20 protein-coding genes are annotated in these 26049 nt (G+C 48.5%); 13 read left to right on the forward strand and 7 right to left on the reverse strand.

The window, feature by feature from the left end:
• On the forward strand, positions 1–5472 hold a 5472-nt coding region (locus tag JFN88_RS24600; protein WP_233167881.1), incomplete at its 5' end, for an InlB B-repeat-containing protein.
• A gap of 502 nt (positions 5473–5974) precedes the next feature.
• Here the strand turns inward: JFN88_RS24600 and JFN88_RS14895 are convergent.
• The 5 genes from JFN88_RS14895 to JFN88_RS14915 are packed head-to-tail and all read right to left on the reverse strand — an operon-like array spanning position 5975 to position 11967.
• Positions 5975–6580, reverse strand: a complete 606-nt coding sequence (locus JFN88_RS14895) for a DJ-1/PfpI family protein (RefSeq protein ID WP_199020064.1) — start codon at positions 6578–6580, stop codon at positions 5975–5977.
• Between the two features lie 53 nt (positions 6581–6633).
• Positions 6634–7842 (reverse strand): LLM class flavin-dependent oxidoreductase, encoded by a 1209-nt coding sequence (locus JFN88_RS14900; protein WP_199020065.1) that lies wholly within the window; start codon positions 7840–7842, stop codon positions 6634–6636.
• 14 nt (positions 7843–7856) lie between these two features.
• On the reverse strand, positions 7857–8933 hold the full coding sequence (locus JFN88_RS14905) for an LLM class flavin-dependent oxidoreductase (RefSeq protein ID WP_199020066.1): 1077 nt from the start codon (positions 8931–8933) through the stop codon (positions 7857–7859).
• On the reverse strand, positions 8930–11017 hold the full coding sequence (locus JFN88_RS14910; protein ID WP_199020067.1) for an iron ABC transporter permease: 2088 nt from the start codon (positions 11015–11017) through the stop codon (positions 8930–8932). Before JFN88_RS14910 ends, JFN88_RS14905 begins: the two co-directional genes overlap by 4 nt.
• Positions 10948–11967, reverse strand: a complete 1020-nt coding sequence (locus JFN88_RS14915; RefSeq protein WP_199020068.1) for an ABC transporter substrate-binding protein — start codon at positions 11965–11967, stop codon at positions 10948–10950. Before JFN88_RS14915 ends, JFN88_RS14910 begins: the two co-directional genes overlap by 70 nt.
• A 247-nt stretch (positions 11968–12214) precedes the next feature.
• Here JFN88_RS14915 and JFN88_RS14920 point away from each other — a divergent pair, with 247 nt between their 5' ends.
• Entirely contained in the window at positions 12215–13687 is a 1473-nt protein-coding gene (locus tag JFN88_RS14920) for an aminotransferase-like domain-containing protein (protein WP_199020069.1), read from the forward strand.
• Between the two features lies 1 nt (position 13688).
• Positions 13689–14255 (forward strand): DUF4256 domain-containing protein, encoded by a 567-nt coding sequence (locus JFN88_RS14925; protein WP_199020070.1) that lies wholly within the window; start codon positions 13689–13691, stop codon positions 14253–14255.
• A gap of 47 nt (positions 14256–14302) precedes the next feature.
• Here JFN88_RS14925 and JFN88_RS14930 read toward each other — a convergent pair whose 3' ends face one another.
• Positions 14303–14446: a hypothetical protein gene (locus JFN88_RS14930; protein ID WP_199020071.1), complete on the reverse strand. Its 144-nt coding sequence runs from the start codon at positions 14444–14446 to the stop codon at positions 14303–14305.
• A 48-nt stretch (positions 14447–14494) separates the two neighbouring features.
• A complete protein-coding gene (locus JFN88_RS14935) occupies positions 14495–14749 on the reverse strand; it encodes an Ig-like domain-containing protein (protein WP_199020072.1) in 255 nt (84 codons plus the stop codon).
• A gap of 194 nt (positions 14750–14943) precedes the next feature.
• Here JFN88_RS14935 and JFN88_RS14940 point away from each other — a divergent pair, with 194 nt between their 5' ends.
• The 10 genes from JFN88_RS14940 to glpK all read left to right on the forward strand — a co-directional run bounded on the left by JFN88_RS14940 (position 14944) and on the right by glpK (position 25943).
• Complete coding sequence (locus JFN88_RS14940) at positions 14944–15465, forward strand: DinB family protein (RefSeq protein WP_199020073.1); 522 nt, start codon at positions 14944–14946, stop codon at positions 15463–15465.
• A 143-nt stretch (positions 15466–15608) separates the two neighbouring features.
• Complete coding sequence (locus tag JFN88_RS14945; RefSeq protein ID WP_199020074.1) at positions 15609–16043, forward strand: BlaI/MecI/CopY family transcriptional regulator; 435 nt, start codon at positions 15609–15611, stop codon at positions 16041–16043.
• Complete coding sequence (locus JFN88_RS14950; protein WP_199020075.1) at positions 16040–16897, forward strand: M56 family metallopeptidase; 858 nt, start codon at positions 16040–16042, stop codon at positions 16895–16897. The genes JFN88_RS14945 and JFN88_RS14950 overlap by 4 nt, the downstream gene beginning before the upstream one ends.
• A 61-nt stretch (positions 16898–16958) precedes the next feature.
• Positions 16959–17672, forward strand: a complete 714-nt coding sequence (locus tag JFN88_RS14955) for a cytochrome c biogenesis CcdA family protein (RefSeq protein ID WP_199020076.1) — start codon at positions 16959–16961, stop codon at positions 17670–17672.
• Positions 17673–17715: 43 nt separating this feature from the next.
• Positions 17716–18234, forward strand: coding sequence for a TlpA family protein disulfide reductase (locus JFN88_RS14960; RefSeq protein WP_199020151.1), 519 nt, complete (start codon positions 17716–17718; stop codon positions 18232–18234).
• Positions 18235–18245: 11 nt separating this feature from the next.
• On the forward strand, positions 18246–18965 hold the full coding sequence (locus JFN88_RS14965; RefSeq protein ID WP_199020077.1) for a prolipoprotein diacylglyceryl transferase family protein: 720 nt from the start codon (positions 18246–18248) through the stop codon (positions 18963–18965).
• A 168-nt stretch (positions 18966–19133) separates the two neighbouring features.
• Positions 19134–21311: a copper-translocating P-type ATPase gene (locus JFN88_RS14970; protein WP_199020078.1), complete on the forward strand. Its 2178-nt coding sequence runs from the start codon at positions 19134–19136 to the stop codon at positions 21309–21311.
• A 231-nt stretch (positions 21312–21542) separates the two neighbouring features.
• Positions 21543–23645, forward strand: a complete 2103-nt coding sequence (locus JFN88_RS14975; protein ID WP_199020079.1) for an alpha/beta hydrolase family protein — start codon at positions 21543–21545, stop codon at positions 23643–23645.
• Between the two features lie 222 nt (positions 23646–23867).
• Positions 23868–24443, forward strand: coding sequence for a glycerol-3-phosphate responsive antiterminator (locus JFN88_RS14980; protein ID WP_199020080.1), 576 nt, complete (start codon positions 23868–23870; stop codon positions 24441–24443).
• Between the two features lie 3 nt (positions 24444–24446).
• Positions 24447–25943, forward strand: a complete 1497-nt coding sequence (gene glpK, locus JFN88_RS14985; protein WP_199020081.1) for a glycerol kinase GlpK — start codon at positions 24447–24449, stop codon at positions 25941–25943.
• The last annotated feature ends 106 nt before the right edge of the window (positions 25944–26049 follow it).

A 26049-nucleotide genomic window follows, 5' to 3' on the forward strand; every position in this document is an offset into this window, starting at 1 on the left:
CAATGGACAGAAATTCCGACGTACACGGTAACGTATAACAGCAACGGAGCTATTTCCGGCAGCGTGCCGAGCGACGGCAATAGGTATGAGCAAGGATCAACAGTCACCGTACAGGGCAACACAGGTGATCTGACGAAACCAGGCTACACGTTTACAGAATGGAATACGCAAGCAGATGGTCAAGGAACAAGCTACGCAGCAAATGCAACCTTTACCATAGGAACGTCGAATGTGATGTTGTATGCGCAATGGACAGCGATTCCGACGTACACAGTAACCTTTGACTCGCAGGGAGGCAGCTTGGTTTCGGACCTGATGGGCGTAACTTCGGGAGCAACGATAAGCGCCCCGACAGCCCCGACGAAAGCAGGTTATACTTTCGACGGCTGGTATAAGGAAGCTGGTACCACAACTGCGTGGAACTTTAGCACCGACACGGTAACGGCAGATACGACGTTGTATGCGAAGTGGACAGCAATTCCGACGTACACGGTAACGTATAACAGCAACGGAGCTGCTTCCGGCAGCGTGCCGAGCGACGGCAATAGGTACGAGCAGGGGGCAACGGTCACTGTACTGGGCAACACGGGCAATCTGGCAAAACCGGGCTACACATTCGAAGGATGGAATACACAAGCAGATGGTCAAGGAACGAGCTACGCGTCAAATGCAACCTTTGCAATGGGAACGTCGAATGTGACGTTGTATGCGAAGTGGACAGCAATTCCGACGTACACAGTAACGTATAACAGTAACGGAGCTATTTCCGGCAGCGTGCCGAGCGACAGCAATAGGTACGAGCAAGGAACAACAGTCACCGTACTGGGCAATACAGGTAATCTGGCGAAGCCGGGCTACACGTTCGAAGGATGGAACACGGAAGCAGATGGTCAAGGAACGATCTACGCGTCGAATGCAACCTTTGCCATAGGAACGTCGAATGTGACGTTGTATGCGAAGTGGACGGCGATTCCGACGTACACAGTAACCTTTGACTCGCAGGGAGGCAGCTTGGTCTCGAACCTGACGGGCGTAACCTCGGGAGCGACGATAAGCGCCCCGACAGCCCCGACAAAAAGCGGTTATACCTTCGACGGTTGGTATAAGGAAGCTGGGGCTACGACCGCGTGGAACTTTAGCACCGACACGGTGACGGCAGATATGACGTTGTATGCGAAGTGGACGGCAATTCCGACGTACACGGTAACGTATAACAGCAACGGAGCTGCTTCCGGCAGCGTGCCGAGCGACAGCAATAGGTACGAGCAAGGAACAACAGTCACCGTACAGGGCAACACAGGCAATCTGACGAAACCGGGCTACACGTTCGAAGGATGGAATACACAAGCGGATGGTGAAGGAACGAACTACGCAGCGAATGCAACCTTTGCCATAGGAGCAGCGAATGTGACGTTGTACGCCAAGTGGACGGCAATTCCAACGTACACGGTAACCTTTGACTCGCAGGGAGGTAGCTTGGTTTCGAGCTTGACGGGCGTAACTTCGGGAGCGACGATAAGCGCCCCGACAGCCCCGACGAAAGCAGGGTATACCTTCGGCGGCTGGTATAAGGAAGCTGTCGCTACGACTGCGTGGAACTTTAGCACCGACACGGTGACGGCAGATACGACGCTGTATGCGAAGTGGACAGCAATTCCGACGTATACAGTAACGTATAACAGCAACGGAGCTGCTTCCGGTAGCGTGCCGAGCGACGGTAATGCATATGAACAAGGATCAACAGTTACTGTACAGGGCAACACGGGCAATCTGACGAAACTGGGTTATACGTTCGAAGGATGGAATACACAAGCGGATGGTGAAGGAACGAACTACGCAGCGAATGCAACCTTTGCCATAGGAGCAGCGAATGTGACGTTGTACGCCAAGTGGACGGCAATTCCAACGTATACGGTAACCTTTGACTCGCAGGGAGGTAGCTTGGTCTCGAGCTTGACGGGCGTAACTTCGGGAGCGACGATAAGCGCCCCGACAGCCCCGACGAAAGCAGGATATACCTTCGACGGCTGGTATAAAGAAGCTGGTACCACAACCGCGTGGAACTTTAGCACCGACACGGTGACGGTAGATACGACACTATATGCGAAGTGGACGGCAATTCCGACGTATACAGTAACGTATAATAGTAACGGAGCTACTTCCGGTAGCGTGCCGAGCGACGGCAATGCATATGAACAAGGAGCAACAGTTACTGTACAGGGCAACACGGGCAATCTGACGAAACTGGGTTATACGTTCGAAGGATGGAATACACAAGCGGATGGTGAAGGAACGAACTACGCACCGAATGCAACCTTTGCCATAGGCGCAGCGAATGTGACGTTGTACGCCAAGTGGACGGAAATTCCAACGTATACGGTAACCTTTGACTCGCAGGGAGGCAGCTTGGTTTCGAACCTGACGGACGTAACTTCGGGAGCGACGATAAGCGCCCCGACAGCCCCGACGAAAGCAGGGTATACTTTCGGCGGCTGGTATAAAGAAGCTCGCGCTACGACCGCGTGGAACTTTAGCACCGACACGGTAACGGCAGATACGACGCTGTACGCGAAGTGGATAGCAATTCCGACGTACACGGTAACCTTTGACTCGCAGGGAGGCAGCTTGGTCTCGAACCTGACGGACGTAACTTCGGGAGCGACGATAAGCGCCCCGACAGCCCCGACGAAAGCAGGGTATACTTTCGGCGGCTGGTATAAAGAAGCTGGCGCTACGACTGCGTGGAACTTTAGCACCGACACGGTGACGGCAGATACGACGCTGTACGCGAAGTGGACAGCAATTCCGACGTACACAGTAACGTATAACAGTAACGGAGCTACTTCCGGCAGCGTGCCGAACGACGGCAATGCATATGAACAAGGAGCGACAGTCACCGTACAGGGCAACACAGGCAATCTGACGAAACCGGGCTATACGTTCACAGGATGGAATACGCAAGCGGATGGTCAAGGAACGAACTACGCAGCGAATGCGACCTTTACCATAGGATCGTCGAATGTGACGTTGTACGCGAAGTGGACAGCAATTCCGACGTACACAGTAACGTATAACAGTAACGGAGCTACTTCCGGCAGCGTGCCGAACGACGGCAATGCATATGAACAAGGAGCAACAGTCACCGTACAGGGCAACACAGGCAATCTGACGAAACCGGGCTACACGTTCACAGGATGGAATACGCAAGCGGATGGTGAAGGAACGAACTACGCAGCGAATGCGACCTTTACCATAGGATTGTCGAATGTGACGTTGTACGCGCAGTGGACGGCGATTCCGACGTACACGGTAACGTATAACAGCAACGGAGCTACTTCCGGTAGCGTACCGAGCGACGGCAATGCATATGAACAAGGAGCAACAGTTACTGTACTGGGCAACACAGGCAATCTGACGAAGCCGGGCTACACGTTCGAAGGATGGAATACGCAAGCAGATGGCCAAGGAACGAGCTACGCGGCGAATGCAACCTTTGCGATAGGAACGTCGAATGTGACACTGTATGCGAAATGGACGGAGGTAATCCCGGAGACGTACACGGTAACCTTTGACTCGCAGGGAGGCAGTTTGGTTTCGAGCTTGACGGGCGTAACTTCGGGAGCGACGATAAGCGCCCCGACAGCCCCAACGAAAGCAGGTTATACCTTCCACGGCTGGTATAAGGAAGCTGGCGCCACAATGGAGTGGAACTTTAGCACCGACACGGTGACGGCAGATAGGACGCTGTATGCGAAGTGGACAGCAATTCCGACGTATACAGTAACGTATAACAGCAACGGAGCTACTTCCGGTAGCGTGCCGAGCGACAACAATAGGTACGAGCAGGGGGCGACGGTCACTGTACAGGGCAACACAGGCAATCTGACGAAGCCGGGCTACACGTTCGAAGGATGGAATACGCAAGCAGATGGCCAAGGAACGAGCTACGCGGCGAATGCAACCTTTGCGATAGGAACGTCGAATGTGACACTGTATGCGAAATGGACGGAGGTAATCCCGGAGACGTACACGGTAACCTTTGACTCGCAGGGAGGCAGTTTGGTTTCGGACCTGACGGGCGTAATCTCGGGAGCGACGATAAGTGCCCCGACAGCCCCGACGAAAGCAGGTTATACTTTCGGCGGCTGGTATAAGGAAGCTGGCACTACAACCGAGTGGAACTTTAGCACCGACACGGTAACGGCAGATACGACGCTGTATGCGAAATGGACGGAGGTAATCCCGGAGACGTACACGGTAACCTTCGACTCGCAGGGAGGCAGCTTGGTTTCGGACCTGACGGGCGTAATTTCGGGAGCGACGATTAGCGCCCCGACAGCCCCGACAAGAAGCGGTTATACCTTCGGCGGCTGGTATAAAGAAGCTGGCGCCACGACGGTGTGGAACTTTAGCGCCGACGTTGTGACGTCAAATACGACGCTGTATGCAAAGTGGACGGCAATTAATGCGGGCGGAGGAGGAGGAGGTTCAACACCTCCACCAGACAACAGCAAAGTGATTTCAGACAATGGCAAACTTACGCTTCCCGCAGGCAAAGCGGGTGAGGTTAGTTTGGAAAATGAAATCATGCTCTCCATTCCAGCCAATGCAACGGACAAAGAACTAGAATTAACGATCTATAAAGTGTTGGACACGCAAGGGCTTGTAACGGAAAAAGATGTTCTAGCTAGCGCAGTATATGAGGTATTGAAAAACTTCCCAGAGAACTTCAGGAAACCGGTAACGCTAACCTTCACTTTCGATCCAGCAAGCTTGAAGAGCGGTCAAAGGCCATCTGTATTCTACTATGACGAAGTGAAAAAGGAATGGGTGGAAATCGGCGGCAAAGTAAACGGGAATAAGATTACAGTAACAGTTGACCACTTTACGAAATTTGCGGTATTTGGCGTGGGTCAGCAGACGGACACTAAAGAGACAACCCACTTCAGTGATATTGCTGGTCACTGGGCGGAGGCGAACATCAAGCAAGCGGTAAGTGCCGCTATCGTCAGCGGTTATCCGGACGGCTCGTTCAAGCCGAACCGAACTGTAACGCGTGCGGAATTTGCGGTTATGCTGATGAATGCGTTGAAGCCGCAAGGGGACGGGGCTGAACTGAAGTTTACCGACAAAGGCAAGATCGCTTCCTGGGCGCAGAAAGCGGTAGCTTACGCCTCTGAGGCCCGCATAATCAGCGGTTATGCCGACGGCACCTTCCGTCCGGATGCCGAAATCACCCGTTCGGAGATGGCTGTAATGGTAGCGCGGGCTCTGGACCAATCTGCCACTGAGGCAACGGATTTCGCGGATGACAAGGACATTCCAACTTGGGCGAAAGGCGCGGCAGGGGGGCTAAAGAAACTTGGCATCATGGAAGGCAAAGGAGCGAACCAATTTGCTCCGGGCGATAAAACGACAAGAGCCGAGGCTGTAACCGTATTGCTGAAAATGTTGGCGTACAAGAACAAGTAAGGTTTTAGTAGATTGCCGCCGCTTCGATGATTCGATTCATAAATGAGCTTAAGCTAATTAAGCCTCTTCTTGAGCATTAGTCAAGCCCATATGTTTAGTAGACATTGAAAAAAGCCTGGTCAACAATCAACAAGCTGGCGACGGTATTCCACCGGAGCCAGCTTGTTTTGTTGTCTCTGTGCCAGGATGTGTACTGGATTCCTTGGTCGCTGTGAACGAACAGTCCAGTCTAGCACAAGCGAATTGTCATTTGTCGTATCTATTTCCTGCAGAATCGTTAATTCCAAGTGCAGACAGAAACAGGCTTTTATGATTTCACCTGTCTACCGGATGGTGAGCCTATCATTGCAAGGGCAAACCTTACCGTTGATCCCGTCTCTAAACGAAGGCTCGATACCGCGGCGAAGAGATCAATACTATTTAAACAATCATCATGAAGCGATAGTCAGTCCGGAGGTTTAAAAAGGCACAGGATATATTGTAGCGTAGAGGAAGAACACGGCTACCATTCACAAGACAAATCCAGGTCAAGGATGCGCGCGGTGCGCGTGGCAACTTCTTTACCGAATCGTTGCTCAATAATATGGAGTGCCATATTTATGCCGGAACTAATGCCGCCAGAGGTTATCAGATTGCCTTCGTCAACAAATTTCACATGCTCAATAATCTCCGTGTCGGGGAATTGAGCGCGAAATTGATCTATGCTCAACCAATGGGTAGTCGCTTTTTTGTTGTGAAGCAGGCCTGCATGAGCCAGCAGGAAGGCGCCGGTGCAAACGGCAGCCACGGTCGGGATATTAGCTCCTGTATGACGCAGCCACTTCACGAAGTCGTCCTGATCGGTTGCTCGTCTCGCTGCGGGGCCGCCTGGAACGATGAGAATATCGCAAGGCGGAATCTGGGATTCGCTATAATCCGGAATGATAGTAACACCTTGGGCTGTTTTTATGCTTGTTCCTTGCAGAGAAAAGGTAAACGTTCGAAAAGCAGGACCGAAGTTGTGCTCGTCCTGCTGAACTTGGACGAGAGCGAATGTTTCGAGCGGTCCCACGAAATCAAGTGTATCTGCATCATCGAACAGTAAAATGCCTACCGAGATTGGTTTCAACAATCTCCCTCCTTTTAAGTTGTGCTTTGAATAGGGTTTGATGCGTTAATCCTTCATCTGTTTAGCGCAGCGTCACTTGGCAACGGAAGTTGATAATGACTTCTTAGCGTCGTTCCCTCGTAATCCGCACGGTAGATCCCCCGGTTTTGCAATTCGGGAATCAGGTGTTCCACAACATCCTCAAGTCCCCCGGGCGTATACGGGAACATGACGTTGAATCCGTCTGCTCCTCGCTGCTCCAGCCAGGTCGTCATTTGATCCGCCACCTCATTCCAACTGCCGACCATGCGCAGATGTGTGCCTGCGGATACGAGTTGACGAACGGTTAAATTCTGATCGCGAATCATGTCCAACACGAGTTGGCTGCGGCTTCTCATTCCCTCTACTTCACTCGTTTGCGGCAATATCGAATGGGGGATGGGAATATCCGGATCAAGCTTGGTCAAATCGACATCTATAAGCCGCGATACGGCTTGGGTACTATTTTTCAGATTCGCATAGATGTTCAACTCCTGCTCCAATTCAAGAGCTTCCTTATGTGTAGCGGCGATAATAGGCACAAGACCCGGTAAAATGTGAACATGATCCGGATTTCTGCCTACGCGTTTGACGCGCGTCTTCACATCGGCATAAAAATTTTGCGCATAGGCAAGCAGTGGCTGCGCTGCAAATATTACTTCGGCGTATTCGGCAGCGAACTGCTTGCCCGCTTCGGATGAACCCGCTTGCACAGCTACTGGATGCTTCTGTGGCAAGGGGTACTCCCATCGGTTCCAGCTTTCTCGCACCTGATTCACGACTTTGCGCGCCAACTCATAGCGGGAATCGTGGTCCAAATGTTCGCTTCGACTATAGTTGCCCGCGACACTCGACACGGCCGTTGTGACCATATTCCAGCCGGTGCGACCCTCTGTCAGATGATCTATGGAGGCAAAGGTACTCGCCAGATGGTAAGGATCGTTATATGTGGTGGAGGCGGACATGACGATTCCGATATGCGATGTTGCGGCTGCCAATGCGCTATACAAGGTCAGAGGCTCAGATTCTGGCGCAGGGGAACTGTCGACATCATCTCTGACCGAATAAAAATCCGCAGAAAACAGCGCATCCATTTTTCCTTTTTCAGCTAATTGAACAAGTTCAATTAAATAGTTTAAATCACGACTACGTTCTGGCTGAGTAAACGGTAGACGCCATACAGAACCGAAATCATGGCCTAATGAACAGGCGTTCAAATGGAGCATTTTGTTTCCGGTTGTCATTGATGTTCACCTCTTTATAATATAGCAGCAGGACGCTGAAGCCCTAAATGCTGACGCAAAGTTCGGCCGCTGTAACTTTGGCGAAACAATCCGCGCTGTTGAAGCTCGGGAATGAGTTGTTCGATCAATGACGGAAGATGCTGATGCAAATGATCAAACACGAAATGGAAGCCATCCGCTTGCTTGGTGTCGATTGCATGAATCATAGCATGAAGTAAGTTATCCATATTTCCAATAAAAGGGCCGTCGAAGACATTGCTCATAGAGTGAGTTGAAGCCTTATTGTTGATCTCTTCGATGTGAATAAGTTGACTGATACGCAACTGGTTCGGGTCTCTGCCATTAGCGGCAGCAAGCTGCTTAAGCTTTGTATAATGGGCCTGTCGCATGGAAGCGTCGGCTGCATGCAATACGATCCAGTCTGCGTGCTTGATGGCAGTATCGAATTCCTCTTCCCTTGCTATGCCGCAAGCGATGACCGGATGTCCTTGCAAGGGACGATTGACATTAAGCGGACCCTTGACCTGAAAATAAGTCCCGTGATGGTTGATCGGTTGAACCAATTCGGGTCTGGCGTAAATACCAGCCTCCTTATCTATAATGACGGCGCCATCCTTCCAACTGTCCCACAGCTTGCGGGTTACCGACAGCAACTCTCCGCTTCGTTCGACTTCCGCCTGTAAGGAAGGAGTGTGCAGCAGCCATCCGCTTCGGCCTTTGCTTATATGATCAAGGGAGGCCAGTCCCCTTGCAATAAAATATGGCTCATAATGGGCAGTCGCCAGAGTGGGAATAAGACCAATATGCTTACTTGTCGGAGTTAACGCGGCGGCAAGTGTGACTGGGTCTACGCCTTTGGTTTCCTGCAAGTGAGATGGCAGTAGCGCACCGTCCAGCAGGACGGCATCCATGCAGCCTAACTCAGCCCACTGCACAGCTTGTTTGTAATAGTCGAGCCGGTATCTCTCAGTAGACCATTGCCCAACAAACGGTAAACTTAAGCCGGACGTATGACAGGTCAGACCTATGCTTAGATGAATTGAGTGATGGAACCTTTCCATAATTTCCTCCATGACCGTTGTATGAATCAACTTTTCCTTCTACTGATGGCAATCAGATAAAATAGATATGGCGCTCCGACGATAGCGACAATAGTTCCTGAAGGTATTTGATTAGGCAAAAGGATAACTCGTCCTATGATGTCAGATAGAGATAAAATAATTGCGCCGATCAGAAGGGACAATATCAACTTGCCGCGGAAGGAATGACCGCCTAGCATATGTGCGGCATGTGGCGCAAGCAATCCGATAAAGCCGATCGTTCCAACCTGAGATACGGTAACAGCTGATAAAATGACGCCGATAAGTAAAGCTATAAAACGTGTTGGCACAGGCTTCAGGCCCAAACCGACAGATGCCTGATCGTCGAAGCCGAGCAGTTCTATTCGTTTGGCATAAAGCCAAGCGATCGGCATGACTATAACGAAGGTCCACAATAAAATATGAACATGAACCCACTTGATGGCGTAAGTACTGCCACTAAGCCAAATTTGCGCTGACACACTAAATGGCGTTTGTAAAATTAAGATTTGAATGAGCGCCGAAAAGGCAGCAGAAATCGCAATGCCTGCCATAATAAAATATCCAGGCTGGAATTTCCCTTTCCACGTAACCAAAAGCACAAGTGCGCTTGCGATCAAAGCTCCAATCAATGCAGCGAGCGAATATTGAATGGCGGTTGCTGAAGGGTCAAGCCAGATTAAAGCAAGCACTCCCGCGCCTGCGCCGGAAGTGACACCGATAATCGACGGGTCTGCTAAAGGGTTGCGTACGCTGCCCTGTACGAGCAAACCTGCAGCTGCAAGCATGGCGCCGGCTATAGCAGCTGCGACCATTCTTGGCATGCGGAAGGTTAAAACGATCTTGTTTGCATCCTTATCGCCTTGACCGATAAGCACCGCAAGCACATCTTTCAATGTGATTGAAGAAGCGCTTGATACGAATATGCCTGCCACAAACACAACCGCCAGTACCACCGTTAAAAAGGCAACGAGCAGTGGAACGGTCAATTTTTGTTGAGGAAGCAAGGATCTCAAATGAATATGTTGCAGTCCGCTTCCCAACTGGTGCTTCTTGGCCAGTCTGTGAGCCATGAAGAGCAGCCATGGCGCGCCAATTAGCGCCATAACAGCGCCTACTGGAACTTGGTTCGTAATTGTGCCCGGTCGATAGGTTAAAGTATCGGCAAGCAAGAGCAGCAACGCCCCGCACAAAGCTGTAGCCGGCAGCATGGTGATATGTTTGCGGAAGCCCGCCATTTTGATTAAATGCGGAGCGACTAATCCGACAAACCCGATGGGGCCCGTCACACTCACTATAGTAGCTGCAATAAATATGCATAATAAGATAATAGACAACTTGATGACACCGACACGTTGCCCCAACGCTCCTGACATTTCTTCGCCTAAACGAATGACATCCAGTTGCTTATGCGCAATGAAGGCAAGCGATAGACATAGCACAATCCACGGAGAAATAAACAGCACATTTTTCCAGTCGTTTTGCACTAAAGTACCGTTGCCCCAAATGAGAAGCTGTCTGGTTTCATTCTCGAACATAATCTGAATAGCGTTCGTCAAGGAGCCGAGCAGCATGGTCACGATCATGCCGGAAAGCGCCATTCGGAGTGGTGAATTCGCAGCCCGACCCGCAATCATATAGACAAGCCCTATTGCCAATAGTCCGCCCAGAAAAGAAAGCAGAACCGGATAACCGCTCATCCATACCGGCAAAAAGACAGTTGCTGCCGTTGCAACAAAGAAGGCGCCGGCATTAATGCCGAGCGTACTGGCTGATACCAGAGAGTTGCGAAGCGTAGTTTGCAACAGCAAACCGACTACAGCAAGCGAGGCGCCAGCCAATACGCCCAGCACTGTCCTGGGCATGCGGAAGGTATAAAAGATTTGTGCTTCGGTTGAATGCGGATTATGAACGAGTTGGTTCAAAAGCTGCACAAAGGGTATGTCCGCTTGGCCCAGGATTACATTGAGAAGCATGATAATGGGCAGCAAAATGACGCCCATTATCAAATAGCGAATCTCTTTATTCATGAAATGATAGCTTTGACTGCCAAATCGGCGAATTCTCTTGCAGTTTGCGGACCGCCAAATTGCCATACGTATTTCTCCATCGGATAAGCGCGGCCTTCTTGAACAAACTTCAGGCTGCTCCATACCGGATTATTTTTAAACAAATCTGTAACTACAGTTTCTTGTCCCGGATTTAACATGTAGAGAAAATTCGCATCCTGATAAGCAGCCAATGCCTCTACAGTCGAGTCCGCAGTTCCGAACGCTGCAGCTTCTTCGGAGTGGAAGACAAGATTTAATCCAAGCTTTTGCAGAATGCCGGAAGCTTGTGCATTTCTTGCATAAAGTCTTACAGAGGCCGCATCATTGTTGTTCCTGAGCAAGCCCAGCACGAAGGGTGCGCCGCCCTTGCCGTGTTCAGCTAGAGTTTGCTTTAATTCCTCATAGTGTCCATTAAGATCGGCTAATACTTGTTCCGCTTCAGCTTGCTTGTCAACTGCGGAGGCAACCTTCAGAAATGTTTGCTCCATCTCTTCATATTGGTCCAAGCCTGCGTCAGGGTAAGGCTCGAAGGCAAGCGTTGGAGCAATATCGTTTAACAATTTGTAGTTTTCGCCCATAAATGAAGAGTTCCCAATAATTAAATCCGGTTTTAGCTGTACGATAAGCTCCAGGTTAGGCTCGCTGCGTTTGCCCACATCGATTGCATTGGCCTTAAGCAACTCCATATCATGTCCTACAAAATTTTCGTAACCAGTGAAATCGCCAACTCCGACGGGTGTAATACCGAGTGCAGTAAGCTCTTCAACGTAACGGAAGTCAAGGGCAACAATACGTTTTGGAATGCCAGTAATTTCAGTATCGCCAAGGGCATGGCTGATCGTAATCGTCTTGGTTTCATTAGCAGTTTCATTACCAGTTTCATTGGAAACGCTATTTGTTCCATTTGCAGCGGGATCATTGGATGTCGTTCCACATGCGGCAAGCAGGGCAAGCATAAGCACAGCCAGCACTGCCGATTTCAGTATGTTTTTCACTCTGCATCTTCTCCTAAATGTTTAGTAATCGTGTTGAAAAGGAAAACGGGAGAGGTGATGTTTGCCTCGTCCTAATCTTTATTTTGTCGTGACAAACATCACCTTTCTTTTATTTGATCATGATTATCAATATCAACAAATTTGATTATAGTTGTAACTTCAATGCTGGTAAACAGCCAATTCATTTGGCATAGACCATCCATTTTACGTATAATGAGTGCAGTAATGTAGCGAAAGGGGGAGAAGCATGGAGATCATACTGCATGCTGCCAGCAAGGAGCCGTTGTTTCGACAAATATCCAGACAAATTGCGGAGAAAATTAAGAATGTTGAATTGCAGCCCAATGAGATGTTGCCGCCGGAGCGCAAACTGGCAGGTCGGCTCGGAGTGAATCGCAGCACAATAGCTGCAGCATATCAGGAATTGGTGACCTCCGGATTTGTAACGAAGCTGCAGGGAAGTGGAACAAGGGTCGTGGGAGTTCCTAATCAGAGGCAACTTACCTATTCTGTTAACTGGGAGCAATTTTGGAATAAGAAATCCGATAACCCGTTAATGAATATAAGGAAAAATCTATTCACAGAGGCGTCGAGGCCAGATACGATTAATCTTGCATTGGGCGAGCTTTCCGGAGACTTGCTGGAGGTGACCCGTTTGCTTCAGGATGTTCACAAACTGGAAGAATGGTCGACTATCGGATATATCGGCCCGATGCAGGATATGAAGTATCGAGTGAACCTGGCGAGCCATTTGCAAAGAAGGCATTCTATTACTGCAACACCGGATCAAATCCTGCTTACGGCAGGGGCTCAACAAGCCTTGTATTTGCTTGTGAATTGTCTGCTTCGTTCGGGAGATGCGATTGCAATTGAAAGCCCGTCGTTTGCTCATGCGCAAAATCTGTATATTTCTGCCGGCTTGCGGGTATTTTCGATTCCTGTAGATGAGGAAGGGCTTATTCCAGAGCATGTAGAGCACTTGTACACTCGTCATAAAATTAAAATGGTCATTGTAAATCCAACCTTGCAAAACCCTACAGGTACTGTTCTTAGTGTGGAGCGCAGACACCAATTGTATGATATTTGCGCGGCGCGCCGCATCCTCATCGTGGAGGACGACCCCTATAGTTTGCTGTATCCTCCGTCGCTGGGGCAGGCTCCGCTGTCACTGAAAGCGTTGTATCCCAATAGCGAGTTGGTTTTGTATATTGGGACAGTGTCCAAAATATTGTCCCCTGCCTTGCGGTCAGGCTGGTTGATCGCCGCGCCGCAGGTGATCGAGCGGTTATCCTACCATCGTCGCGAAATCGATAACGGAAGCAGCTCGATTTTGCAGGGATTTACACAAATGCTGTTGGAGGAGGATGTGCTTGAGTCTCGTCTGGACTGCTTGCAAGAAGTATTGAACAAGCGTCAATCTTTAATGCTGAAGCTGCTGGAACTCCATCTTTCCCCCTATGTTGTGTGGCAAAAACCTGTGGGCGGCTTTTACGTCTGGTGTACGTTCCGTCAGCCCATCGACTTGTCAGACTTCCAGCACCAATGTGCAGTCGCCGGCGTGCTGATTATGCCGGGCAATGTCATGCACCCCGGCAAGAAATGTTTTCGTCTTGCCTTTTCGAGAGTGTCGGAAGAGCAGTTGGAAGAAGGCATCGCTTTGATAAAACGTGTATTTGAGCGAATGATCGGTCGTAGCAGTCTATTTGAAGGGAGAAATTGAAATGACAAACCATATACAGGAATTATCACTGGAGCTGGCCGAAGGACTGCTCCAAACATTGAAAACCCGGTTTGAGAAAAACATAAACCGTCATCAAGGTGTTGAATGGGCTGACGTACAAGCAAAGCTCGAAGCTCACCCTGGGAAACTGTGGTCGCTCTATGAAATGGAGAGGACTGGCGGCGAGCCGGATATTATTGAGCATGATGCTACAACGGGCGAATATGTTTTTTACGATTGTTCAGCGGAAAGTCCTAAAGGACGCAGAAGCGTGTGTTACGACCGCGAAGCGCTGGAGTCAAGGAAGGAACATAAACCACAAAATAATGCGTTGGAAATGGCAGCTGCCATGGGCATCGAGATTTTAATAGAAGAGCAATACAGGAAGCTGCAGAAATTTGGATATTTCGATTTGAAAACTTCGAGCTGGGTGCAAACACCCGCCAGTATTCGAAAACTCGGCGGGGCTATCTTTTGCGACCGTCGCTACGACACAGTCTTCGTGTACCACAATGGGGCTGAATCTTACTATGCTGCAAGGGGTTTCCGCGGCGCATTAAGGGTCTAGATATTGTTGAGAAAGCTTGATTCATAATGAGTAAACGCCGGGGTTGTTCAATAATCGTTCAGCACCTTGCCGCGTTTCAGTTCCTTGGTGCCGTCAGAGTGCTCAATGTATACGGCGAGATTTGCCAGGAAAGCAAAGCGGCTTTCTCCGCCTCGCTCGTCGGAATCGCGGTCGCCAGAGAACTTCTTCACCAGAGAAGCGCTGATGGTGCGATCAACGACCTCAGCGCGGTTGGTTGACTAAGGAGCGACATTACCTGCCTGATCGGTGGCGCGGACTTTCAGCGAAGAAGCGGAAACTAGACTTTGCTCCGGTATGTAGCTCCATGCCTCCGAATTGTTCGCCGTTACCCTATGTTCGATGCCGTTAAGGCTGACGGTTACTGTGGAATTCGGTTCTGCAGTTCCGGTGATCCGTGGTTTGGGTGTGTTGATTTGGCTTCCTTGCGCCGGTGCAGCAATTGTCGGAGCAGCTGGCGCCTGGGGCTGTCCCAAGCGGTGACACCCAGGCTACGAATTTATTACATTTGAACGGTGATTTTCCATTCTCCCTATGATAGAATAAGCTTTAGATCAAGAACGGGAGGCGTTTGACATGAAAACAAATCATATTTACGGGCAAACTCACCAGGGGCTAAGCGCATAATTGCCCTTGAACTGCGCGATTCCCCATTGAGAGGGGAAAGTCAGTGAAACATTACGCACTTCAGCAGTATGATTATCATGTCTGGGCTAACAAGAAAGTGTGCGCGCACTTGCAAGAATTGTCCCAGGAGGTATATCAAAAGGAAATCACCAGCGTATTCCCTACGATATACGATGCAATGACACACATCTATGTGATCGATTGCAATTGGCTTGCGTTCTTGTCGAGTGGCGGTGTCACGGACATGTCGGCCGAATATTTTCAGGAACTAAAGGAAACGACGGATCAATTAGTGGCTGCGACCGAAGGGAAACGTATAGAAGAGCTTGGTCAAATGATGGATGAGTTGAGTGAGCGATTCAGAACGTTTATTACGAAGCATGAGGGTATTGAAGCATTGTGCCCGTCCGGGACGTTTAAAGCCCGCTACATTGATTTTATTCAGCATCTTGTCAATCACGGGACGTACCACCGCGGAAATGTGACTGCGATGCTCAGACAGATTGGGCACCCGGGTACGCCGACGGACTTTGGTTTTTACTTGTATACTTGTTTTACAAATTAAAGAAGGGACGTCCAAAGTCATCGATGTGATGACTTTGGACGTCCTATTTTACTATCCATGGTCGGTACGGTATTCCGCTTCTCCAGAACCTTGACGTTATCCATAAAAACATACTACAATTTGTAGTGTGTGGGGTGCAGATAATGACAAACGTGAAAAAAATGAATGTAAATGAAGAAGGTCTGAACCGATTTTTCGGTCCGCTCGAAGCCAGGATTATGAATATATTATGGTTGTCTGAAGGTATGAGCATTAAAGATGTGCAGTCAGCCTTAAATAAAGAAAGTCCAATTTCATTTAATGCTGTGATGACAGTCATGAATCGACTATTGGAAAAAGGACATTTAAATAAAAATACAAGCGGCAAGGGCAGGGCTAAAAAAACGATTTTTACTCCTGTACAAACCAAAGAGCAATTTCTACATGCACAAACAAAGGCAGTTACACTTGGCCTCATTCATGAGTTTGGTGATCTTGTTGTGGGTCACATGATTGATGCTTTGGAAGATGCCGATGCTGAGTTGATTCGTAAATTATCTGATAAATTAAATCATCTGAAAGACAGGGTAGATCCATGAATCCTGCACTTCGGGCAAACCTTATTTTTAGTTCCTTGCTAGTTGCTGGAGCTGTGATTTCAGGGCAGATGGGTTTATTTATAGTGCATCAAATTTGGGATGTTCGTTTTCAGTGGAGCTTTTTTCAATATTGCGCAAGCATACTAACGGATGAACCTGCGGCTCACAATTTCATAAAGATTTTGTTTAACTTGGTCATTTTATATACAGTCGGCAAAATCATTTGGCGCGTCTATAATCAAATCTGTCTGACAAGAAAATGGCTTAAAGTTTTTGCTGGCCAGAAGCATGTTAAATTAACCAAGCAACTAAACTCCAAATACCGTAAATGGGGAACAGAGTTCATTGTCGTCAAAGACGAGAAATTTATAGCTCTGACATTAGGCCTTGTTCGTCCGCGAATTGTTGTTTCTACCGGGACCTTGAGTATGTTTTCTAATCATGAAGTTGAGGCCGTTTTGTTTCATGAATGGTACCATTGCCAACAACGTGACCCTCTACAATTATTTTTGCTGACCTTAATTCTTGATGGGATGGGTTACATACCAGCGGCGAAGGCAGCGATGCGCGATTTTAAGACATTGAAAGAATTGCTTGCCGACAGTTTCGCCATTAGACAAATGGGGACGGAATATTATTTAGGCAATGTTTTGCTGAAGTTTTCAAACGCGGGCCAAATGCAGCAATCCACTACAGCCGTCTACTTTGCAGAACATGCAATCAATTACCGTATTATGCAGGTGCTTGAACCGACAAAGCGGGTTCATATCCCGAAGTCAAACTTTAAACCGTTGTTAATAGTCGTATCGCTTATCGTTCTCATGAGTAGTATAATTTTAGGTGGGTGTTCGTAAGCCTGCTTTTTTTGAAAAATAACACTACGATTAGTAGTGAATAAAGTGAGGAAACCATTTAATGAACGCGGCAGATTTAAGTATTTGGCTTGTATTGGGGGCAGGCCTCTTGTCATTTATTTCACCCTGTTGTCTACCTTTATATCCTTCGTATTTATCCTATATTACAGGCGTATCTGTCAAAGATCTGCAAGAAGGAAAAGGACTGCTTCATCGTCAAGCCATGCTGCATACGGTATTTTTTATGATCGGTTTCTCGATTATTTTTATTACCCTTGGTATTTCAGTGAGTTTCATAGGAAATTTATTTGTGGATTACCAAGAACTGATTCGAAAGCTGGGAGGCCTGATGGTCGCTGTGATGGGGCTTATTATGCTGGGAATATTTACGCCCAAGTTTTTAATGAAAGACACAAGAATAACCTTCAACAACAAGCCAACTGGTTATTTGGGTTCCGTACTGGTTGGGATCACCTATGCCGCGGGGTGGACACCATGCGTCGGTCCCATTTTATCGGCGGTAATTTTGCTTGGCGTGGCCAATCCAAATCAAGCCTTTATTTATACCATTGCCTACACAATTGGTTTTGCTATCCCGTTTTTCGTAATGGCCTTCTTTATCGGACGGTTAAAATTTATACTCAAATACTCCGGTATTTTGATGAAGGTTGGCGGAGCTTTAATGGTATTAACCGGAATACTTCTGTATACGGATCAAATGACCAAAATAACGATTGTATTGATTCAACTCTACGGAGGATTTACGGGATTTTGAACAGGTTTTCTCAAATTATCGGCTTATGAAAGAGGGGAGAAAGATTAAAAAACAATGGATTATTATCGTGGCTATTGCTGTACTCACCGTACTGGCTGTTTTTCAATCGTCAACACCAACTGGCAATAAGGAAGAATTGCCGAAAGAAGGATATAAAGCCCCGCAGATTTCGCTAAATGGGTTAGATGGGAAGACATACTCCTTTGAAAGTTTGAATGGCAAGCCCGTCATCATTAACTTTTGGGCATCATGGTGCGGCCCTTGCAAGACTGAGGCGCCTGATTTAGTAAGGACGTATGAAAAATATAGTAAACAAATTGAGATTTATGCCGTAAACATTACAGCTGTGGATAGTCTGGATGAGGCAAAAGCATTCGTGGCAGAATACGGCTTTTCGTTCCCTGTTTTATTGGACCTGGATGGATCAGTGACTCAGCGATATCAGGTCAAGCCGATCCCGACAACCTTTTTTGTAAATGGAAAAGGCATCATTACGGATCAGGTGATTGGAGCTGTCGATCCCCAAGATATGGAACGAAAAATTAAAAGGCTTATTAAGTAGGGGGGAAGAGTATGCCGGATATATTGCAATTTGGACCCTTTATAATTAAAGCTGACTGGCTCCTATGGGGGATTTCGGCAGTAGCTGGCTATTTTGCAATGCAGAGACTTATCAAAAGCTCCCATTTTGCCGATCGTTCTATCCTCGATAAGCTAGTCAACAGCTTCATGATCGTGCTGCTCGTTTGGAAGTTCAGCCCCTTATTATTTTCACCATCTATTTTGTGGAATGACCCATACCGGTTAATCACAATGGCTGGCTCTCCCATTGGTTTATGGGTTGGAGTTACAGTTGCTGTACTATACATGTTCAAAAGTATGCGGCGAATGAAAGTTCCAGTTGTATTTGTTCTTGATCTGCTGGCCATTGGACTCGTAATTTCGGTTCTCGTATATAGCTTGATTAGATGGCAGTATGGTTTGGCTACTTCGTTGCCTTGGGGAATTTCGATTGAAAATCCTCAGTTTAAATATCATCCGATTAATGTTTATATCGTGCTTGTTACGGTGCCTTTGTTCATTTACATATGGAGGCAACAATCAAAGGTCGGTTCAGGGGATATATTTATTTTGTTTTTGACTTATTTTGGACTGGGTATGATGCTGGTTTCGTTGTTCAAGGCTAAAACGATTTTTCTACTAGGCTTATCCGGACAACAAGTCGTGTATGTAGTGATGATGGCAGCGGGGGTTGTCCTTTCCATCGTTTTAAACAAGAAGAAGTCTGGTTAAATAAATTAAACTCCCATCCATTAAAAAACTGCAAATACCTCTTGAATAATATACATAAGGGGAGTATAGTACTAATTAGAAGGAAGAGTAAAAAAATTACATTTTTAACATGATGTATTTCAGCTAATAAAATGGGAAAAATTGATGTAGATTGGAGGTTTGAGGAAGATGAATAAAAAACAGAATCATCACGGGGATAGCGACCATCACGCTGCACATCACGATCACGGCGGTCATAATCACAGTCATGAACACCATCAACACGATCAACACGATCAACACCATCAAGATCATGGCGACAACCACAAGGAGCATCAGGACCATCATGCTGCTCATCAGCACCATGAACAGGTTCATCATGAAGACCATCAAGGACATGGGGATGGCGGTCATCATAATCACCACGCCCACATGGTAGATGATTTTAAAAAGCGGTTTTATATCTCGTTAGTGGTTACCATTCCGATACTATTACTTTCACCTATGATTCAGATGTTTTTAAATGTAGACTGGCGATTCAGCGGGGATATGTGGATATTATTTGCTTTGTCATCATTTGTCTTTTTCTATGGAGGCTGGCCGTTTCTAAAGGGCGCCGTAGATGAACTAAAAGAGAAGTTGCCTGGCATGATGACGCTGATATCGCTGGCAATCGTTGTCGCTTATTTATATAGTTCCGGTTCAACAATTGGGTTAACAGAAAATGATTTTTTCTGGGAGCTTGCGACATTAGTTGTCATTATGCTTCTTGGACATTGGATTGAAATGCGCTCTGTGATGGGGGCCTCGAAAGCTCTTGAGGAGCTGGCAAAGCTAATGCCATCAATAGCCCATCTAATCGACGACAATGGCAATATTCAAGAAATCGGTGTGGCAGAATTACAGCAGGGGCAAAAAGTATTAGTAAAGCCTGGCGAGAAAATTCCCATTGATGGCGAAATAATCGAGGGGAAATCGACGATTGATGAATCGATGCTGACTGGTGAATCGGTTCCTGTTGAAAAAGGGAAAGGTGATCCGGCAATTGGAGGATCGATTAATGGTGAAGGATCTTTAACGATCCTGGTGAAGAAAACCGGCAAGAATACCTACCTTTCACAAGTCATTAATCTGGTACGCGAAGCTCAGGCATCCAAGTCGAAAGCGCAAGATTTGGCCAACAATACGGCAAAATGGCTGTTTTATGGTGCCTTAGCTGCAGGATTAATAACGTTTATAGTTTGGATATCACTTGGCTATCCCGTTTCATTTGCTATTGAAAGAGCAGTAACCGTGCTGATTATCGCTTGTCCACATGCTCTTGGTTTGGCAATACCGCTTGTTATAGCGGTGTCCACTTCAATCGCTGCGAAGAAAGGTTTGTTGATCCGCAACCGAACAGCATTTGAAGGAGCGCGTAATATTGAAGCCATTGTCTTCGATAAAACAGGTACCTTAACGAAAGGGGAGTTCGGGGTAACCAATGTTTACGCTGAAGCTTCATATACAGAGGAAGAAGTCCTAAGTTATGCTGCCGCTGTTGAAGTATTATCCCAACATCCGCTGGCACAAGGGATTGTGTCGAAAGTGAAGGATGAGGGAATACCTTTGAAGAAGGTAGTTGACTTTGAGTCCATGACAGGAAAAGGTCTGCGCGGAACCGTTGAAGGCAAAGAGGTTATGGTTGTTAGCCCGGGATATGTGAATGAGCAGAAGCTAAGTTATCATCTTGATAGCTTCAATACATGGTCGGATGAAGGGAAAACCGTTGTCTTTACCTTGATTGATGGACAGCTCGCGGGGATGATCGCGCTTGCGGATATTGTTCGCGATACAGCAAAAGAGGCCGTAAATGAATTGAAGGCACTAGGCATCAAATCGATTATGTTGACAGGCGATAATAAGAAGGTGGCCCAATATGTTGGGAAACAACTTGGTTTGGCAGAGATTTTCGCAGAAGTCCTGCCCCATGAAAAATCGGAAAAAATCGAACATGTCCAACTAAAAGAAGGGCTGCGTACGGCGATGACGGGTGATGGAGTAAACGATGCTCCAGCGTTGGCAAAGGCCGATCTCGGTATTGCAGTTGGCGCAGGAACAGATGTTGCGATTGAAACTGCAGATATTGTGCTAGTGAAGAGCGACCCCAAGGATGTGCTGAATATTATTCAATTATCAAGGGCTACCTATCGTAAAATGGTGCAAAACTTGTGGTGGGCAGCCGGATATAATATTGTTGCCATTCCGCTTGCAGCGGGTGCGCTGTATGCCTTCGGCATAATTTTGAGTCCGGCCGTTGGCGCTGTTCTAATGTCTTTAAGCACGGTAATCGTTGCGATCAACGCAAAGTTGCTAAAAATAGACTGAATCGGTTGAGAACAGCCTTCTTTTTCCAGTCGCGCGAATTTGTCGCAAGACCTATTCAACCCTGATTTTACGTGGTATAATGGTCTCAAATTAATAGCCGGTTGGAGATCTGGAGAAACCACAACACATAATTTCGCTTTTAGCGTGATTAATGGAGTTGTGGTTTCTTTCTTTTCATCAGTGAAATGATAGCGCTGCCAACCGCTAATTTAAACAAAAGGGGTTTAGTATATGACAAAATCACGGTCATTCTGGAGAAAACCGCAGGGGCTGCTGGCCATCTCATTGGCGATTATGATTGTCGCCAGCTTTTTTGCAGGGTTGTTCCACACGTCGTTTTACGCAGTCAATGTAAAAAAAATCTCTTTTGAGGCCGAACACGGAAAGCTGACCGGACTGCTGTATATGCCTAAGGGGGCAGGTGCAGACAATCCGAGACCAGTGATTATTACGACGCACGGCTATTTGAATTCGAAAGAGATGCAGGATGCGCCTGCCATTGAAATGTCCAGACGGGGCTATATCGTGCTGGCGCTCGACCAATATGATCACGGGGACTCGAGGTGGTCAGCCGATATCCCGGTAAAACAGATGTTTTCTACGTTCTGGATTCATTCCCAATTTGACGCGGCCAAATATATTTACGAGCAGCCTTTCACCAAAAAGGATGCCAATGGCAACGCATATGTCGCGGTGAGCGGTCATTCTATGGGTGGTTTTTCTTCACTGCTCGCCATGTATTTTGACGAAATGAATGCCTTGCAGACAGGGCACAGAATGATTTATGCCGGCATTGCAGTAGGCGCGGATTTCTCCTATGCAGCCGCAGTGGCGCCCCAGGATCAGCTCCAGGCTGCTTACGGAAGCCGTACGGTCGGGGTAATCGCCGGAAAATACGATGAATTCTTCTTCAACAAGTCCGATGCTGAGAAATCTGCGGCGGAGTTGGAAGTAAAGGGCACGGTCACACGCAAAGACTTTGTGGCGACTGCATCAGGCAAAGCGTTTCTCGGTTTGCCTGCCGATCAACAGGGTGTGGCCGGCCAGTTCTATACCGTCCAGTCAGGCGACGTGCTGGTGAAAGAGCAAAAGGCTCGTGCTTCAGAGACAGGCGAGCGCATCATCTTCACGCCTAATCAGACACATCCGTGGAATCACTTCTCACCGACAGTTACCGCGGATTTGATCGATTTTTACACCCATGCGTTCCAGAACGTTGCCTCGCCTGACCAGACAGAGCTTGGGGCAGGCAATCAAATTTGGTGGCTCAAGGAAGTTTTCAATGGTGTGGCGCTTGTCGGATTCTTCTTGCTGTTCGTACCATTAATCAGCCTGTTGCTTAAAGTACCGTTCCTGAGCAGATCAGTAACGACAGCAGTCGCCCCGATAAAGACGCCAGGCACTGGACTTCACAAAGGACTGTACGTCATTGCATTTGCCTTTAGTGCGCTCATTCCGGCTATCTTGTTCCCGACACTAATGGATAAACAAGAGGGTGGCCTGCAAACGCTTGGCGTCATCGCCATCGTGCTGCTGTCGCTTGGCGTTGTTGGAGCAATCGCAGGATTTGTGACGAAGAGGAAACACATCGGTACGGGAAGCATGCTGCTGGCGGTCGTCTCCTTTATCATGTGGCTCGTATTTAATAATGCTCAACAAATTCTGAAGCTTGGTTCTTACTTCAATGAACCAACAACGAACCAGATCGCTTATTGGGCATTCTCGGTTGCGCTGATTATGGCCTTCGTTGCGCTGGCTTTCCATTATTTCCTGAATAAAGGCGCGGGAAGCTCGTTTGGCCAGTACGGAATTAGCCTGAATCCCGTGACGATAGTTGCCAGCCTGTGTACAGCTGTTGTTGCGATCGTAATCGGCTATGCAATCCTGTTTGCCCTGCAAGCTGTCTTCGGCACTGACTTCCGCCTGTGGGTGCTGGCTGTCCGCACGTTCCAGATTGAGCATGTGATAACCGCACTGAAATATATGCCGTTCTTCCTGTTCTACTATTTCGTCAGCGTGGTGGCGCTGAATGCCAATACGCGCGGACGCAAGTGGGGCAACTTGCTGGCTAGCATTCTGAATGTAGGCGGTCTTGTGCTGTGGATCGCTGTTCAATACGGGAAGAACTTCCTGACGGGTGTGGCACTCTACCCGGGGCAAGCCTTGAACGGCATCTTGCTCTTTGCACTTGTTCCCGTTCTCGTTGTTGCAGCCATCTATGCACGCAAAGTGTTCGAGAAAACCAATAATGTCTGGTTGGCTTCCTTCCTGAACACGATCTTGTTTACGATGATTACTGCCGCGAACACTGTCCTGTTCTGGAATCTGGTTTAAGGTTGATTAATCCTTCGGCAGCATGTCTGTTGCTGCCGAAGGACCCTTTTTCTGGACACTCCTCTTCATTTGGTTTATAATCAAATACAAGTTAATAGGGGTGCGGAGAAAAGGAGAACACGCGAATCAGGTCCTTGCAGGATCGTTCGTTCATTTTCCTTTTTTGTTTTTTTACACTCCTTTTTTACACTCCTATACAGGCAAATGACAGGGAGGGCTGATATGAACTTTAATAACCAACGCATTTTGCCCGCTGCCCGGAAAGTGAAGGATCTGGAGAAACTGATGAAGCTGTCTTACGAATATATCGTGATTCTTGACTCCCACATCAGTCAAATCCGGCCGATCGTTGACCTGGCGAAATCGCACGGAAAAAAGCCGCTTCTGCACGCGGATTTGATTGAAGGCTTGAAGAACGACGAGTATGCAGCAGAGTATCTATGCCAGGTGGTGAGGCCTGCGGGCCTCCTCTCCACTCGGGCCGGGGTAATCTCCAAGACCAAGCAGAACGGGCTGCTGGCGATTCAACGGCTATTCTTGATCGATACGAATGCTCTGGAGAAGAGTTACGCAATGTTTGAGCGCACGAAGCCGGACTTCATTGAAGTGCTGCCGGGTATCATTCCGCACATTATTTCGGAAGTGTCAGAGAGGACGAAGATTCCGATTTTTGCGGGCGGTCTGATTCGGACTGTAACTGACGTCGAACAAGCAATCCACGCCGGGGCGTCGGCTGTGACAACATCGAACTATGATTTGTGGAAACATTTCGATCCCGGCGAACGGAAGGGGGAGTAATGGGTGTCTCAAACCTACATTTTGGCGATTGACCAGGGAACGACAAGCTCTCGGGCGATCGTCTTCGATCGGCAGGGGCGTATCGTCAGCACGGCGCAGCAAGAAATTCAGCAATATTTTCCTCAGCCAGGCTGGGTCGAACATGACGCGAACGAAATCTGGGTTTCAGTGCTCGGGGTAATCGCTGCTTCACTATCCCGTGCGGAAATTCTCCCGAAGCAAATAGAGGCAATTGGCATTACAAATCAGAGAGAAACGACCGTCGTGTGGGATCGCCATACGGGCCGCCCGATTCATCATGCCATCGTATGGCAGTCCAGACAGACGCAGGATATTTGCGAGCAGTTGAAGCTCCAAGGGCATGAGGAACGATTCCATAGCAAAACAGGCCTGCTGATCGATGCTTATTTCTCCGGTACAAAGATCAAATGGCTGCTTGACCACGTCGAAGGCGCGCGCGAGAAGGCGGAGAACGGAGATTTGCTGTTTGGCACCATCGACTCCTGGCTGGTCTGGAAACTGAGCGGAGGGCGGGCTCATGTCACCGATTACTCCAACGCCTCAAGGACGCTCCTCTACAACATTCATGAGCTGGCCTGGGATGAGGAACTGCTCGGCATTCTGGATATTCCCGCTTCGATGCTGCCTGAGGTGCGGTCGTCATCGGAGGTGTACAGCAAGACGGTACACCATCATTTCTTCGGCGCGGAAGTACCGATCGCCGGCATCGCTGGCGATCAGCAGGCAGCGCTGTTCGGGCAAGCTTGCTTCGAGAGGGGAATGGCCAAGAACACATATGGAACCGGCTGCTTCATGCTCATGAATACAGGGGAGGAAGCTGTTCGGTCCGACCAAGGTCTGCTGACGACGATTGCTTGGGGCATCGGGGGCAAGATTGAATATGCGCTTGAAGGAAGTGTCTTCGTAGCAGGGTCTGCGATGCAATGGCTGCGGGACGGTCTGCGCATGTTGAAGACGACTGCCGACAGCGAGGCTTATGCAGCTCGGGTACAATCGGCGGAAGGGGTTTATGTCGTCCCGGCTTTCGTCGGTATGGGTACTCCTTATTGGGACAGCGATATGCGTGGAGCCGTATTCGGACTTACGCGCGGCACGACGAAGGAGCACTTCATCCGGGCTGCGCTGGAGTCCCTGGCTTATCAGAGCAAGGATGTGCTGGACGTGATGGTCAAAGACTCCGGCTTGTCGCTCCGCAGTTTGCGCGTGGACGGCGGTGCGGTGCGTAACGATTTTCTGATGCAGTACCAGAGCGATCTGCTCGGGGTGGAAGTGGAACGACCGGTCGTCAATGAGACGACAGCGCTCGGCGCGGCATATTTGGCAGGGCTGGCCGTTGGCTATTGGGCGGATAAACAGGAGATCGCCGATAGCTGGGAGCGTGAGCGCGCGTTCCGACCGGTCATGTCTGAAGAGGAGCGGGGCCGCGCCTACGCAGGATGGAAGAAGGCGGTGCAGGCCGCTAGGGCTTTTAAGCCGTAACTTGCGGCGATCGGCTTTCATTCGCTCGGTTAAAGTGCTATAATATTGTTAACAAGTTCATACACGGTAGGAGATCAGGAGAACCATGAGCGTTCCCGTTGCGGCC

Source organism: Paenibacillus roseus, from assembly GCF_016424485.1.
In the GTDB taxonomy this organism is placed as follows: Bacteria; Bacillota; Bacilli; order Paenibacillales; family Paenibacillaceae; genus Paenibacillus_D; species Paenibacillus_D roseus.